Source organism: Paralcaligenes sp. KSB-10 (assembly GCF_021266465.1).
In the GTDB taxonomy this organism is placed as follows: domain Bacteria; phylum Pseudomonadota; class Gammaproteobacteria; order Burkholderiales; family Burkholderiaceae_B.
The window spans coordinates 1,636,217-1,649,018 of sequence record NZ_CP089848.1; the positions used below are offsets into that span (position 1 = coordinate 1,636,217).

A 12,802-nucleotide genomic window follows, 5' to 3' on the forward strand; every position below is an offset into this window, starting at 1 on the left:
GAAATGCCTCATGAATCAAGCTTTTACTAATTCATTCTTGTTCGGTGTGTATCCTTACATCTGTCTTGCGATATGGCTGGCCAGCAGCCTGATCAGATTTGACCGCGAACAGTACACCTGGAAAAGTGATTCATCTCAACTGCTAAGACGCCGGCAGCTGCGCCTGGGCAGCACGCTGTTCCATGTCGGTGTATTGATCGTGATTGGCGGCCATTTCGTTGGATTTCTCGCGCCGCACTGGATGGTTGCTCCCTTTCTGAACGCTTCGCAACATCAGTTCGTGGCGATGGCTGCGGGGGGTAGCGCCGGAATCGTGGCGATCATCGGCTTGTCGGTCTTGCTCTATCGCCGGCTATCGGATCCGCGAATCCGCACCAACAGCACGCGCATGGATATTCTGGTCGCCGCGATATTATGGCTGCAACTCGCCCTGGGGTTGGCTACGGTTCCAATATCGCTGGCCCATATGGACGGCGTCATGTTCGAAATCCTTAGCGACTACGTAAAGGGAATCGTCACGTTCCAGCCCGGAGTCGCCGGCCTTATCGCCCATGTGCCGCTGGTCTATAAAGCCCACATCGCGCTCGGATTCACGATCTTTCTGATCTCTCCATTTACACGCCTGGTTCACATATGGAGCGGCGTGGCGACTGTTGGCTATCTGTTTCGCCCCCAACAAATCGTGCGCAAGCGCTGAATCGAGAACATGACCATGCACTCAACCACAATGGATACATCAACAGCTGACAATATAGAACTAAGCGTCAATGGCGTCACGATCGATGCCGGCGCGATCGTGACCGAATTGGCTTGCCATGCGGACAAGGCCGACGCCAGCCACGCGGCGCGCCTGGCGCTGGTGGTGCGCGAACTATTGACACAAAAGGCCGTCGAAAACGGCATATTGCAAAAAGGCGCTGAACTTGACGACGGGGCCATTGACCATCTGCTGGAAATGGATTGCACGACTCCGACCCCATCGGACGAGGAATGCCGACGTTACTACACCGCAAACGCACAGAAATTCAGCAGCCCTGAACTGGTCTTTGCCCGCCACATTCTCTTCGCCTTGACGAAGAAATCGACAATGACGAAAATTCGTGCCCGCGCGGAGCAAGCACACCGTGAACTCATGCAATATCCCGAGCGCTTCGAAGCGCTCGCCGCGGCTTTATCGAACTGCCCCTCGGGCCAGGCAGGAGGAAACCTGGGGCAGTTGACTCAAGGAGAAAGCGTACCCGAATTTGAGGCGGCGATTTTCGGCACCACACGCACCGGCTTGCTGCCCGGACTGGTCAACTCACGCTACGGTTTTCATATTGTGCTGGTGGAGCGCCGGATTCCAGGCACCCCACTTCCGTACGAAAGTGTGCGGGAGTCAATCGGGCTCTATCTCTCAGAGCACGTGCGGCATAAATCGATTCAGCAATACCTGACGCTTCTGGTGTCCGGCGCCGACGTGACCGGCATTACGCTGGATGTACGGCCAGGGCCTCTGCTGCAGTAACAATCATTGGAGCGCTTATGGCCTCGCAAAAAAGTCCGATGCTGGTTTTATGCGTCACTACGCTGGCATTTATGGTTTGCTTCGTAGTCTGGATGATGTTCGGCGTGATCGGTATCGAACTGCGAACCGAGCTTGGGCTGAACAGCACCGAATTCGGGCTACTGACCGCAATGCCGGTTCTGACCGGCGCCCTTTTGCGTTTGCCGCTGGGCATCTGGACGGATCGTTTCGGCGGCCGCCTGGTCATGACGCTATTACTGGTTCTTTGCGCTGTTCCGGTTTACCTGGTCTCGTATGCGACGGTGTTGTGGGAGTTTCTTGCGATCGGACTGTGCCTGGGGGCCGTGGGGGCATCGTTCGCGGTGGGAACTCCCTACGTGGCCCGCTTCTTCCCACCCGAAAGGCGAGGCTTCGCCATGGGTTTTTTCGGCGCGGGAACGGTAGGCGCCGCCGTGAATCTTTTCATTACGCCCTCGCTGCAGGCCACCTACGGCTGGAGGACAGTGCCGAAGATCTACGCGGTCGCGTTACTCGTGACAGCCATCGTTTTTTGGCTCGGCTCCATGGCCGACCCCGGCGCCCGGAAAAACGCAACCGGACCATGGACCAAACAGTTTTTGGTTCTGAAAGATCCCAAAGTCTGGAAATACTGTCAATATTATTCAATCTGCTTCGGCGGCTTCACCGCCTTGTCGCTTTGGATTCCGCAGTATCTGAAGGGGGAATTCGGGATTTCGGTCGTGGCCGCGGCAGCCCTGGCTGCCGGCTTCTCGCTGCCAGGCTCGATACTGCGAGCCGTCGGAGGCAGCCTTGCCGATCGATTCGGCGCACATAAAGTCACCTGGTGGGGGCTTTGGGTCGCATGGATATGCCTGTTCCTGCTGTCGTATCCGGACACCTCTTTCATCGTGAACACGATCAACGGCCCGCGCAGCTTCCATATCCATCTTGGGGTCCCGGTGTTCATCGCACTGCTATTCATTCTAGGCGTGGTGTTTGCGTTCGGCATGGCGTCCACGTTTAAGTATGTCGCCGACGATTTCCCGGAACAAATGGGTGTGGTGACAGGCATTGTCGGCCTGGCGGGAGGTCTAGGTGGATTCTTGCTGCCCATTTTGTTCGGTATTATTCTCGACTGGTTCGCTGTGCGTTCCAGTTGCTTCATGCTGCTTTATGGGATTGTCTGGGTATCGCTGATACTACTGTATCAATCCAATGTAAGGCATACTCAGCTAGATGGGCGAAGCGGTGACGCTCAACCAAGCCGTCCGCCTCGCGCTGCCCTTATCGCCACCAGGTGGGAGGAACATACCTAATGGAAATTTCAAGTTTCGACGATCTGGTGCAGGCGGCACGGTTGCAAAAAGAGCCGCAAAAGCTTCTTTTCGTATTTACTAAAACGGAGCTGCCCGATGACTGTACGCCGGAGCAACGTTCCGCCTTCGAAGCTGGAACGGGGGGCGCGCTGATACCCCTGATATGCCTCGACAAGGCGCCGGAAGAACTGGGCGAGTTCAACGGACTGCTTGAGGAATCCCACCAGTTCCTGCCGGAGTGGGCCATTGTTTTCACCGCGGCGCTTTCGGGCAAAAACGGGGTCCCGCCTACCCCGGAGCAGGTCGAAGCCGCTTTGAACAGCATGGTGGAAGCAATCAAGGCCGGTGCCGCCGATGCCTTTATTCCATTTGATGCGCACGGACAAGCCCTGCTATTTGGCCCAAGCTGAATAGGCCGCCGATAGCTCCCCGCAGGTAACGGGCGCCTCGCACAGGTGCCCTGACCCTCCTTGAATGCCACGAATTACAACGACAAAGGCACAGGGAAGATGTCAATGCTAAACTTGCATCCAGGTAGTGGATGAGACAGGGCATGCTGTCATGCCATCAAAAGTTGCCGATTCTTTCGATTCGACCGCTGGTAAGCGGTAGACAAATTTTCTGATAATGTAAGAAACGTATGCGAAAGACCTTTTCCGTCACGGCCGATGCGACCCATTGCTCGACTTGCATGCTGAGCGATCTGTGCTTGCCCTTGGGCATGTCGCATGAGCAGCGCACCACGCTCGACCAACTCATCAAGGAACGGATCCAGCTGCAAAAAGCCACTGCGTTGTTTCGCCTTGGCGATAAGGTCGAAGCCGTCTATGCCATACGTTCCGGATCAATCAAAACCCAGCTTGAAGATGCATCCGGCCAGGTTCAAATCACCGGTTTTCTATTGCCCGGGGAAATCACTGGCCTGGACGGCCTGGCCGACATGCGGCAGCCGTCAAACGCCATCGCCATGGAAAACACCGAGGTATGCGTCATTCGCCTCGACGAAATGGATCTGCTTGCTCAGCATCTGCCTGTTTTGCAACAACAATTCAGGCGTTTGATGAGCAAGGAAATCCAGCGCTCCCAGCAGATGGCCATGTCCATGGGAGGTTTGCGTTCAGAGCAACGCATAGCTTTATTTCTATTGAACATGTCCCAGCGCCTGTCGGCCCTGGGCTACTCGTCGACTGAATTTCTCTTGCGCATGAGCCGGGAAAACCTGGGCAACTACCTGGGATTGACACTGGAAACAGTCAGCCGCCTGCTGTCCCGTTTTGGACGCGACGGCCTGATTCGCATCCATCAGCGCGAAGTCCAGCTTCTTGATATGCAGGCACTGCAAAAGCTTGCGGGCGCAACTTCGGTAGGCTGTTGATACTTTGGCCACCCGCTATCGAATAGCCCCGCGAGTATTGACAAACAGCCGGTACAAGGCTTTCCCGGCCGCCATGAACAACTGATTATTATGCTGCCCGCCAAAACAGATGTTGGCGCATCGCTCGGGAAGATGTATATGCCCAAGCGGCGCGCCGGTATTGTCAAATACCCGCACACCGTCCAGCTCTTCGGTCCCCATGCCCCACCCGCACCACAAGTTACCGTCTTCGTCGCATCGGATGCCGTCGGAAGTACCTGCCCCGCAATCGATCAGGGTCCGCTTGTTCGTTATGCCCTGGAGATCGGCGGTGACATCGAAGGCGTAGATCAGGCGATTGGGGCGCGCGCGCGAAGCCACGATGTATAGCAATTTTTCGTCGGGCGAAAAACACAAGCCGTTGGGGCCTTCGATATCGGACGCCACGACAGAAAGCTTTCCTGTGCCGCCGTCGATGCGGTAGACATTGGCGGGAAGCTCCTGCTTTGCCACAGTGCCTTCGTAAAAATTATGCAGACCGAACGGCGGATCGGTAAACCAGACCGCTCCGTCGGAACTCACGACAATATCGTTGGGTGAATTAAGGGGCTTGCCGTCAAACGAATCGGCCAGAACCGTAATGGACCCGTCGTATTCCGTTCGGGTGACCCGACGCGAGCCATGTTCGCATGTGACCAGCCTTCCCTGTCGATCACGTGTATTGCCGTTGGCATGATTGCTGGGCCCGCGATACACCGACACGCTGCCGCTGCTTTCTTCCCATTTCATGATTCTGCTATTGGGCACGTCGCTCCACAGCAAGTATCGTCCGTCACCGAACCAGACAGGGCCTTCCCCCCAGCGCGTTCCTGTAGCCAGCTGTTCAACGGCGGCGCTGAACAAGCGGTATTTTTCGAAATTCCTGTGGAAGATTTCAATCCTGGGATCGGGATACCGCTGGCTTACTTCCCACATCGCTCTTCACCTTGCATGAAAAATATTAACTGGAGTTCTTGAAGAATCCTATCACGGTCAGCCTGAAAAATCGCCAATAAATCAATGCTGAACCAATACTTATATATTAGTATATCAGGGTAATTGCTAAGTTGACCCTGCTCGGCCACGCAACCTACCATGTCCGATAACTTACCCAACACATGATCAGCGTTGTACGCATGAGTACCCACAATTTTGAACCAATCATCAGGCCGGAAATCCTCTATCGGCAGTTTATGCCTTTTCTTTTAAATGAAATTTCCAAGGCCGCTGGCACTCTGCGGGAGCGGCCCGAACCGTGAATTACACGTTCAATTTTGAAATTATTCTCCAATACTGGCCCTTGATAGCGCAGGGACTGTGGACCACAGTCAAGCTGACGGCATTGGCAACGGTCCTGGGGTTTATTGTTGGCACCGCATTGGCCTATATGCGGATCAGCACGTTCAGGCCCGGGCGCCTTCTAGCCATAGCCTATATAGAAATCATCCGCAATACTCCATTACTGATCCAGGCCTATTTTCTGATTTTCGGGCTGGCCAGCATCAATATCGATTTGCCCATACTTGCAGGCGCCACCATAGCCCTGGTTATCAACGTCAGTGCATACACGGCGGAAATCATGCGCGCCGGTATCGAATCCATACACAAAGGCCAAATAGAAGCTGCGGAATGCCTAGGGCACAACAGAGTCCAAACATTTTTTTACGTTGTACTGGCTCCGTCCATGGAACGAGTCTATCCGTCTCTGATCAGCCAATATGTATTATTGATGCTGGCCTCCAGCATATTGTCGGCTGTCGGCGTGGATGAACTGTTTGGCGCGGTCGCCAGGATTCAAAGCCTTACCTTCCGAAACTTCGAGGCTTTCCTGGTACTGGGCGTGATCTATTTGCTCCTGTCCTTCCTGGTGCGTTACCTGTTTGTACTGTTCGGCAAATTCATATTTCCACGACAACGCAAACTGGGCACGCCGCTGTAGCTGATCATCACGCCAACCGACATGAATACGCATCAACTTCTCTTTTTGCTGGATGGCTTCAAAGGCACCATCATCCTTAGTCTGTTGGCTTTCCTATTTGGCGGCCTGCTGGGTTTTATCGTCAGTCTGCTGAAAATATCAAAAAACAGATATGTGCATTTTTCCGGCTCTATATATGTTGCCGTATTGCAAGGCATTCCATTGCTTGTCCTGATGGGCATCAGTTTTTACGGGCCCAGTCTGTTCGGGCTCACACTAAGCCCCTTGCTTGCCGCCACCGTGGCGCTTACGTTTTATGCGTCTTCATATTTTGGAGAAATATGGCAAGGCTGCATCAAGGCGGTGCCCAGGCAGCAATGGGAAGCCTCGGAATGCCTGGGTTTCAACAAAACCCAGAGGTTGTTCCTGATCGTGCTGCCACAAGCATTCAAGCTTGCCTTACCCCCTACCGTGGGCTTCATGGTTCAGCTCGTCAAGAATACATCGATAGCGTCGCTGGTAGTGGGTTACGCCGAATTGGCCTACAACTCGAAAATATTGAACAACTCCACTTTTCAGCCATTCCTGTATTTCGGCTTGGCTGCTTGTCTGTATTTTGTCATTTGTTTCCCCCTTTCCGTTTTAAGCAAAAAAATGGAAGACAAGCTAAAAAAATAGCTAAACATCACAGGAGCAGGAATGAAAAAGCAACTCTTCATGATCGGCATGCTGTCCGCATTCATTATGGCGCACGGCGCCGTCCAGGCGGATACCTTGTCGGATATCAAGGCCCATAAGGTCATCAAAGTAGCCATCGACTTGGGCAATCCTCCGTTCGGCTTCAAAGGGCCAAACCTGGAAGCCGAAGGATATGACGTCAATACGGCACAACTGCTGGCCCAGGATCTGGGTGTCAAACTGGAAATCGTGCCCACCACGGGGCCGAACCGGATTCCCTTTCTGATCAGCAAGCGCGCCGACATCGTTATTTCAACGCTGGCCGTGACGCCGGAACGTCAGCAGGTCATTGATTTCTCGATGCCGTACGCAGCCGTTCTGAACGTGCTTGCCGCCCCGGTATCGATGAACATTCATACTCCCGCCGACTTGGCCGGCAAACGCATTGCCGCGACCCGTGGCACTACCAATGACGTTGCCGTTACCAAAGTGGCACCGCCTTCGGCGCAAATCGTCAGGTTCGACGACGAAGCCACTACCCTGACTTCGGTCACCAGCGGGCAGGTCAAATTGGTTGCGCAAAACCCGGCAATGGTCAAGCTGATGAATGAAAAAAATCCGGCGCTGCATCTGGAAAGCAAATTCACCTTGAAGGAAATCTCTTTTGGGGTGGGAGTGCGCAAAGGCGACACAGATCTTAAAAACTGGATCAACGGCTGGATCAAGACAAATCTGAAAAATGGAAAGCTGAATCAGTTCTACAAAAAATACAACGGAGTCGATCTGCCGGAAAAAATCACAAACGCCTCGTGAAATCCCTCTAGAGAACCGGCATGACAGCTATAGTTAAATTCGACAATGTCCACAAGAAGTTCGGCTCGAATGCCGTGCTCAAAGGCATCAGTTTTGAAGTGCAGAAAGGCGAGGTTGTGGCCATCATCGGTCAAAGCGGCTCGGGCAAGAGTACGGCTTTGCGGTGTATCGACTACCTGGAAAAAATCGATGGAGGGCATATCCAGGTTTGCGGCCACAATGTCGGCGCGCACTGCGTCGATTTGAAGCAGTTGCGGCGAGACGTGGGCATTGTGTTCCAAAGCTACAACCTGTTTCCCCACCTGACCGTCGAGAAAAACATTGTTCTTTCCTTGCGGCACATCAAGAAATTGCCCAAGCACGAAGCCAGGGAAATTGCACTGAATGTCCTGAATAAAGTAGGCCTGGTGGAAAAGGCGGATAGCTACCCCGAGCAGCTATCGGGGGGGCAGCAACAGCGGGTGGCCATCGCCCGCTCGCTGGCGATGGCCCCGAAGGTCATGCTGTTCGACGAAGTCACATCGGCGCTCGACCCGCAGCTTACAGGAGAAGTCCTGAAGGTCATAGAAGACTTGGCCGCCGGCGGCATGACCATGATCCTGGTCACCCACGAAATGGGCTTTGCCCGCAAACTGGCCGACCGGGTGATATACATGAAGGACGGGTTCGTCTGGGAAACAGGCGGCCCCGAGATTCTCGATCGGCCCGGGACCAAGGAATTGCAGGCGTTTGTCGGTACCGGTTTATAAAAACCAGCCATACTCCCCCTATAATGTCGGCCAGTTGCCAAAAACCGGCATTTTATTTTTATCACGGGGTATTACTTCTATGTCCGCAAACTCACACGACGATCTTGGCAAGCTGGTTCTGCGCCTGACCCTGGGCATTCTGTTGCTGCTGCACGGCATTTCCAAAATACTTCACGGGACTAGCTTTATCGCAAACATGGCGACGGCGCACGGCCTGCCCGCATTCTTCGCCTGGGCGGTCTACCTGGGTGAAGTGCTTGCACCCGTCCTTATTATCCTGGGCCTATATACTCGCCTGGGCGGCCTGCTCGCCGCGATCAACATGGTGGTGGCGCTGGCCCTGGTTCACAGCGCACAGTTATTCCACCTGAGCAACAACGGCGGCGCGCAAGTCGAATTGCAGTATTTCTATTTGTTCGGCAGCGTGGCTATCCTGCTGCTTGGCGCCGGCCGCTACAGCGTCGGCGGCAAAGGCGGCTCCTGGAACTGAAACGGTCCACGCAATCGCCCGCAGGCCGGGCAAGCTGCCGGTTCTTGCCGGCAGCAGCTTCCACCCAGGCCGATACAGGCCTCAGCCAAATCGGCCGGTAATGTAATCTTCGGTTTCTTTGCGTGCAGGCTTGACGAAGATTTGATCGGTTTCGCCGTACTCCATGAGTTCGCCCAGGTACATGTACGCGGTGTAGTCGGAGCAGCGCGCGGCCTGCTGCATATTGTGGGTCACAATGACCACCGTGTAGTCCGATTTCAATTCGGCGATCAGCTCTTCGATCTTGGCGGTGGAAATGGGGTCGAGGGCCGAACACGGCTCATCAAGCAGCAGGACTTCGGGTTTGATGGCGACTCCGCGGGCAATGCACAGGCGCTGCTGCTGGCCGCCCGACAGGCCGTTGCCGCTTTGGTTCAGCTTGTCTTTGACCTCATTCCACAAAGCCGCCTTGGAAAGCGCCCATTCCACACGCTCGTCCATTTCGCCTTTGCTGAGTTTTTCGAATAAACGCACGCCAAACGCAATGTTGTCGTAGATGCTCATGGGGAATGGAGTCGGCTTCTGAAACACCATACCGACTTTTGCCCGTATCAGCGAGATGTCCATTTTCGACGTCAGCAGATTCTCGCCATCAAGATTGATCTCGCCTTCGGCGCGTTGCCCCGGATACAGCTCGAACATACGGTTGAAGGTTCGCAGCAGCGTCGATTTCCCACAGCCCGACGGCCCGATAAAAGCCGTTACCTTGTTTTCCTGAATCGACAGGTTAACGTCGCGTATGGCGTGAAACTTGCCATAATAAAAATTGAGGTTCTTGACATCGATTTTTACTTGTCCTGCGGGTATGGAAGTTTGCATAGTCAGTCCAGCCACGAAGGCATTGGCCCTCGTTCTATTTTATTTACGGAAAAAAGAGCGTGCGGCGATATTGATGCCCAGCACCAGCAAAGTGATCAGCGTAGCACCGGCCCATGCCAATCTGTTCCAGTCGGCGAACGGACTCGCCGCATACTGGAAAATCACGACCGGCAAGTTGGCCATGGGGGTATTCATATCCACGGACATGAATTGATTATTCAAGGCGGTAAACAGCAAGGGGGCGGTTTCGCCCGAAATGCGGGCAATCGCCAGAAGCACCCCCGTCATGATGCCCGAACGGGCTGCCCGGTAGCAGATCAGGGTAATAATGCGCCATTGCGGGCACCCCAGCGCGGCAGCGGCTTCCCGCAAGCTATTGGGAACCAGCATCAGCATATTGTCGGTAGAGCGCACTACCACGGGTATGACCAGAATCGCCAAGGCGAATGCGCCTGCCCAGCCGGAATAATGGCCTACCTGGGCCACATAAATCGCATAAATGAACAAGCCGATAATAATCGACGGAGCCGACAACAACACATCGTTCAGGAATCGCGTAGCCGGCGCCAGCCAGCCGCGTTTTCCGTATTCGGCAAGGTAAGTGCCAGCCAGCACCCCGATAGGCGTACCAATCAGGGTACCCACCGCCGACATCATCACACTGCCGAAAATGGCGTTGAGCAGCCCTCCGTTCGCACCGGGCGGTGGAGTATTTTGCGTGAACAAAGTATAGGAAAGAGCCGGGCCGCCCTTGTAGATCAGGGTAAGAATGATCCAGCACAACCAGAACAGGCCAAACAACAGAGTCGCCAGCGACAAAGTCAGCATAAGGCGATTGAAGCGGTGACGGCGCTTATATACTTTATTGGAAACGCTGACGGTCGAGTCGGGATTGAACATGAATGTATCCGGTTAATGCGAAGTGCCTTCGTTTTTGGACAAACGAAGCAAAAGCATTTTAGACAACGCCAGGACCACCGTGGTAATCAGGAACAGAATAAGCCCCAGTTCGAGCAAGGCGGATTTTTGCATACCCCCCGCTTCGTTGAACTCATTGGCCAGAGCCGATGCGATCGAGTTGGACGGCGAGAAAACAGAGCTTGGCAAGTTGAATGCATTGCCGATCACGAAGGTCACCGCCATGGTTTCGCCCAGGGCACGCCCCAAGCCCAGCATAATGCCGCCGATAACGCCGTTTTTAGTGAAAGGCAGCACCACCTTCCAAACGACTTCCCAGGTCGTGCTGCCCAGACCGTATGCCGATTCCTTGAACATGGGCGGAACCACTTCGAATACATCGCGCATCACCGCCGTAATGAACGGGATCACCATGATCGACAGGATAAGCCCCGCCGTAAAAATCCCAATCCCGAACGGAGGACCGGCAAACAGCTCGTTTAATACAGGTATGGGTTCAAAAAACGCAATCAAGGGCGGCTGTATGTATTCCTGAAAAACCGGCACAAAAACAAATAGCCCCCACATGCCATAGATAATCGAAGGTATCGCCGCAAGCATTTCAATTGCGGTGCCCAACGGCCTGCGCAGCCAGGTAGGCGACAATTCGGTCAGAAACATGGCAATGCCGAAGGATATGGGAACGGCTATGGCCAGGGCGATCAGCGAGGTCAGCAAAGTGCCCACGACCGGCACCATGGCGCCATAGATATTGCGGACGGGATCCCAATCGTTGGTCCACAGGAACGATATTCCGTAGGCGAGGATGGATTCGCGGCTGCCATAGATCAGCGACACCATGATGGCCGCCAGCAGCGCAAACACCAGGAAAGCAAAAGTGCGCGTCAGGTTCCTGAACAGCGTGTCCATGAAAACGTTCTGGGGGTTTTTCATGACAGCCGGTTCTTTATTACACTCAGTAATGCAAGCACGCGAGGTTCCTGTTTTTAGAGGGGATCACAAAGAAATTCACTGCCATTTTTACACAACAAAGACGGTGCCATGCAGACGGCACCGTCTCCAGGGCTTGCAAAAACACACAAGCCCTTGATTTAACGCTTATTTCCAGATCGGGGCGCCGTCGGGGCCTTTGATCTCGGATTTCCAGAGTGCGGTAATCTGGCTGGTTACCGCGTCAGGCAAAGGAACATAGTCGAGCGCTTCAGCCGATTTGCCGCCTTTTTTGAAGGCCCAGTCGAAAAAGGCCAGTACTTGTTTGGCTGCTTCCGGCTTGTCCTGCTTCTTGTGCACCAGAATGAACGTGGCGGATGTCACAGGCCAGGACTGCGCACCGGGCTCGTCGGTCAGCACCACGCCCATTCCAGGCGCGCTCTTCCAGTCGGCATTGGCGGCCGCTGCGGCAAAGGCAGGCTGAGTAGGCTGCACGAATTTGCCATCCTTGTTCTGCAACTGGGTCCAGGCAAGATTGTTTTGCTTGGCATAGGCATATTCGACATAGCCGATCGAGTCTTTCAACTGACGCACATACGCGGCAACGCCTTCGTTACCCTTGCCGCCTTGACCGACAGGCCACTTGACGGCCTTGCCTTCGCCAACCTGCGATTTCCAGGCAGGTGAAACCTTGGACAGGTAGTTGGTCCAGCCGAAAGTCGTGCCCGAACCGTCCGAACGATGGACCACGATAATCGACTTGCTTGGCAGCGCCAAGCCGGGGTTCAGCGCCTTGATGGCGGCATCGTCCCATTTGGCGACTTTACCCAGGAAGATGTCGGCAAGAACCGCGCCAGACAGCTTGAGCTGGCCGGCCTTGATGCCATCGACATTGACAACGGGCACGGTGCCGCCGATTACGGCCGGGAACTGAAACAGGCCGTTCTTGTCCAGGGCATCGCCCTTCATCGGGTCATCAGACGCACCGAAATCGACTGTTTTCGCAATGATCTGCTGCTGGCCGCCGCCGGAACCGATGGACTGGTAATTGACACGGTTACCTGTTTGTTCTTTGTATTCGGCCGCCCATTTGGCATAAACGGGATAGGGGAACGACGCGCCTGCGCCGGTAATGTCCGCAGCATGAGCTGACAGTGCCGCTGCACCAATAGCCATGCCGATCGAGATTTGCAATATAACGCGTTTAAACATCAAGAGATCCTTTAGGACTG

The 12,802-nt window shown here is 54.5% G+C and carries 15 protein-coding genes; 10 read left to right on the top strand and 5 right to left on the bottom strand.

All coding sequences use genetic code 11. The features are described from left to right. Positions 1 to 10: 10 nt before the first annotated feature. From narI to LSG25_RS07430, 5 genes are all read left to right on the top strand, one after another. Entirely contained in the window at positions 11 to 697 is a 687-nt protein-coding gene (narI, locus tag LSG25_RS07410) for a respiratory nitrate reductase subunit gamma (protein WP_232744040.1), read from the top strand. Positions 698 to 712: 15 nt separating this feature from the next. After that, complete coding sequence (locus tag LSG25_RS07415; RefSeq protein ID WP_232744041.1) at positions 713 to 1,507, top strand: peptidylprolyl isomerase; 795 nt, start codon at positions 713 to 715, stop codon at positions 1,505 to 1,507. Positions 1,508 to 1,524: 17 nt separating this feature from the next. Further along, positions 1,525 to 2,823, top strand: a complete 1,299-nt coding sequence (locus LSG25_RS07420; RefSeq protein WP_232744042.1) for a nitrate/nitrite transporter — start codon at positions 1,525 to 1,527, stop codon at positions 2,821 to 2,823. After that, positions 2,823 to 3,233 (top strand): ribonucleotide reductase subunit alpha, encoded by a 411-nt coding sequence (locus LSG25_RS07425; RefSeq protein ID WP_232744043.1) that lies wholly within the window; start codon positions 2,823 to 2,825, stop codon positions 3,231 to 3,233. The genes LSG25_RS07420 and LSG25_RS07425 overlap by 1 nt, the downstream gene beginning before the upstream one ends. A 230-nt stretch (positions 3,234 to 3,463) precedes the next feature. Next, entirely contained in the window at positions 3,464 to 4,198 is a 735-nt protein-coding gene (locus LSG25_RS07430) for a helix-turn-helix domain-containing protein (RefSeq protein WP_232744044.1), read from the top strand. 15 nt (positions 4,199 to 4,213) lie between these two features. Here LSG25_RS07430 and LSG25_RS07435 read toward each other — a convergent pair whose 3' ends face one another. Next, positions 4,214 to 5,152: an SMP-30/gluconolactonase/LRE family protein gene (locus LSG25_RS07435; protein WP_232744045.1), complete on the bottom strand. Its 939-nt coding sequence runs from the start codon at positions 5,150 to 5,152 to the stop codon at positions 4,214 to 4,216. A 319-nt stretch (positions 5,153 to 5,471) separates the two neighbouring features. Here LSG25_RS07435 and LSG25_RS07440 point away from each other — a divergent pair, with 319 nt between their 5' ends. From LSG25_RS07440 to LSG25_RS07460, 5 genes are all read left to right on the top strand, one after another. Beyond that, entirely contained in the window at positions 5,472 to 6,155 is a 684-nt protein-coding gene (locus LSG25_RS07440; RefSeq protein WP_232744046.1) for an amino acid ABC transporter permease, read from the top strand. Between the two features lie 21 nt (positions 6,156 to 6,176). After that, a complete protein-coding gene (locus tag LSG25_RS07445; RefSeq protein ID WP_232744047.1) occupies positions 6,177 to 6,812 on the top strand; it encodes an amino acid ABC transporter permease in 636 nt (211 codons plus the stop codon). A 21-nt stretch (positions 6,813 to 6,833) separates the two neighbouring features. Beyond that, on the top strand, positions 6,834 to 7,625 hold the full coding sequence (locus LSG25_RS07450) for a transporter substrate-binding domain-containing protein (RefSeq protein ID WP_232744048.1): 792 nt from the start codon (positions 6,834 to 6,836) through the stop codon (positions 7,623 to 7,625). 20 nt (positions 7,626 to 7,645) lie between these two features. Then, the gene (locus LSG25_RS07455; protein WP_232744049.1) at positions 7,646 to 8,374 is read left to right on the top strand and encodes an amino acid ABC transporter ATP-binding protein; all 729 of its coding nucleotides are present in this window, start codon (positions 7,646 to 7,648) and stop codon (positions 8,372 to 8,374) included. 79 nt (positions 8,375 to 8,453) lie between these two features. Beyond that, positions 8,454 to 8,864, top strand: coding sequence for a DoxX family protein (locus LSG25_RS07460; protein ID WP_232744050.1), 411 nt, complete (start codon positions 8,454 to 8,456; stop codon positions 8,862 to 8,864). Positions 8,865 to 8,945: 81 nt separating this feature from the next. Here the strand turns inward: LSG25_RS07460 and pstB are convergent, their stop codons facing one another. The 4 genes from pstB to pstS all read right to left on the bottom strand — a co-directional run bounded on the left by pstB (position 8,946) and on the right by pstS (position 12,782). Next, a complete protein-coding gene (pstB, locus tag LSG25_RS07465) occupies positions 8,946 to 9,722 on the bottom strand; it encodes a phosphate ABC transporter ATP-binding protein PstB (protein WP_232744051.1) in 777 nt (258 codons plus the stop codon). A 39-nt stretch (positions 9,723 to 9,761) separates the two neighbouring features. Continuing rightward, a complete protein-coding gene (gene pstA / locus LSG25_RS07470) occupies positions 9,762 to 10,622 on the bottom strand; it encodes a phosphate ABC transporter permease PstA (protein WP_232744052.1) in 861 nt (286 codons plus the stop codon). 12 nt (positions 10,623 to 10,634) lie between these two features. Then, positions 10,635 to 11,573, bottom strand: a complete 939-nt coding sequence (pstC, locus tag LSG25_RS07475; RefSeq protein WP_232744053.1) for a phosphate ABC transporter permease subunit PstC — start codon at positions 11,571 to 11,573, stop codon at positions 10,635 to 10,637. A gap of 165 nt (positions 11,574 to 11,738) precedes the next feature. Next, complete coding sequence (gene pstS / locus LSG25_RS07480; RefSeq protein WP_232744054.1) at positions 11,739 to 12,782, bottom strand: phosphate ABC transporter substrate-binding protein PstS; 1,044 nt, start codon at positions 12,780 to 12,782, stop codon at positions 11,739 to 11,741. Between the last annotated feature and the right edge of the window lie 20 nt (positions 12,783 to 12,802).

Bases quoted from the DNA above. Each gene is read 5' to 3' on its own strand.
- narI (WP_232744040.1), top strand. From the start codon at position 11: ATGAATCAAGCTTTTACTAATTCATTCTTGTTCGGTGTGTATCCTTAC.
- LSG25_RS07415 (WP_232744041.1), top strand. From the start codon at position 713: ATGCACTCAACCACAATGGATACATCAACAGCTGACAATATAGAACTA.
- LSG25_RS07420 (WP_232744042.1), top strand. From the start codon at position 1,525: ATGGCCTCGCAAAAAAGTCCGATGCTGGTTTTATGCGTCACTACGCTG.
- LSG25_RS07425 (WP_232744043.1), top strand. From the start codon at position 2,823: ATGGAAATTTCAAGTTTCGACGATCTGGTGCAGGCGGCACGGTTGCAA.
- LSG25_RS07430 (WP_232744044.1), top strand. From the start codon at position 3,464: ATGCGAAAGACCTTTTCCGTCACGGCCGATGCGACCCATTGCTCGACT.
- LSG25_RS07435 (WP_232744045.1), bottom strand. From the start codon at position 5,152: ATGTGGGAAGTAAGCCAGCGGTATCCCGATCCCAGGATTGAAATCTTC.
- LSG25_RS07445 (WP_232744047.1), top strand. From the start codon at position 6,177: ATGAATACGCATCAACTTCTCTTTTTGCTGGATGGCTTCAAAGGCACC.
- LSG25_RS07450 (WP_232744048.1), top strand. From the start codon at position 6,834: ATGAAAAAGCAACTCTTCATGATCGGCATGCTGTCCGCATTCATTATG.
- LSG25_RS07455 (WP_232744049.1), top strand. From the start codon at position 7,646: ATGACAGCTATAGTTAAATTCGACAATGTCCACAAGAAGTTCGGCTCG.
- LSG25_RS07460 (WP_232744050.1), top strand. From the start codon at position 8,454: ATGTCCGCAAACTCACACGACGATCTTGGCAAGCTGGTTCTGCGCCTG.
- pstB (WP_232744051.1), bottom strand. From the start codon at position 9,722: ATGCAAACTTCCATACCCGCAGGACAAGTAAAAATCGATGTCAAGAAC.
- pstA (WP_232744052.1), bottom strand. From the start codon at position 10,622: ATGTTCAATCCCGACTCGACCGTCAGCGTTTCCAATAAAGTATATAAG.
- pstC (WP_232744053.1), bottom strand. From the start codon at position 11,573: ATGAAAAACCCCCAGAACGTTTTCATGGACACGCTGTTCAGGAACCTG.
- pstS (WP_232744054.1), bottom strand. From the start codon at position 12,782: ATGTTTAAACGCGTTATATTGCAAATCTCGATCGGCATGGCTATTGGT.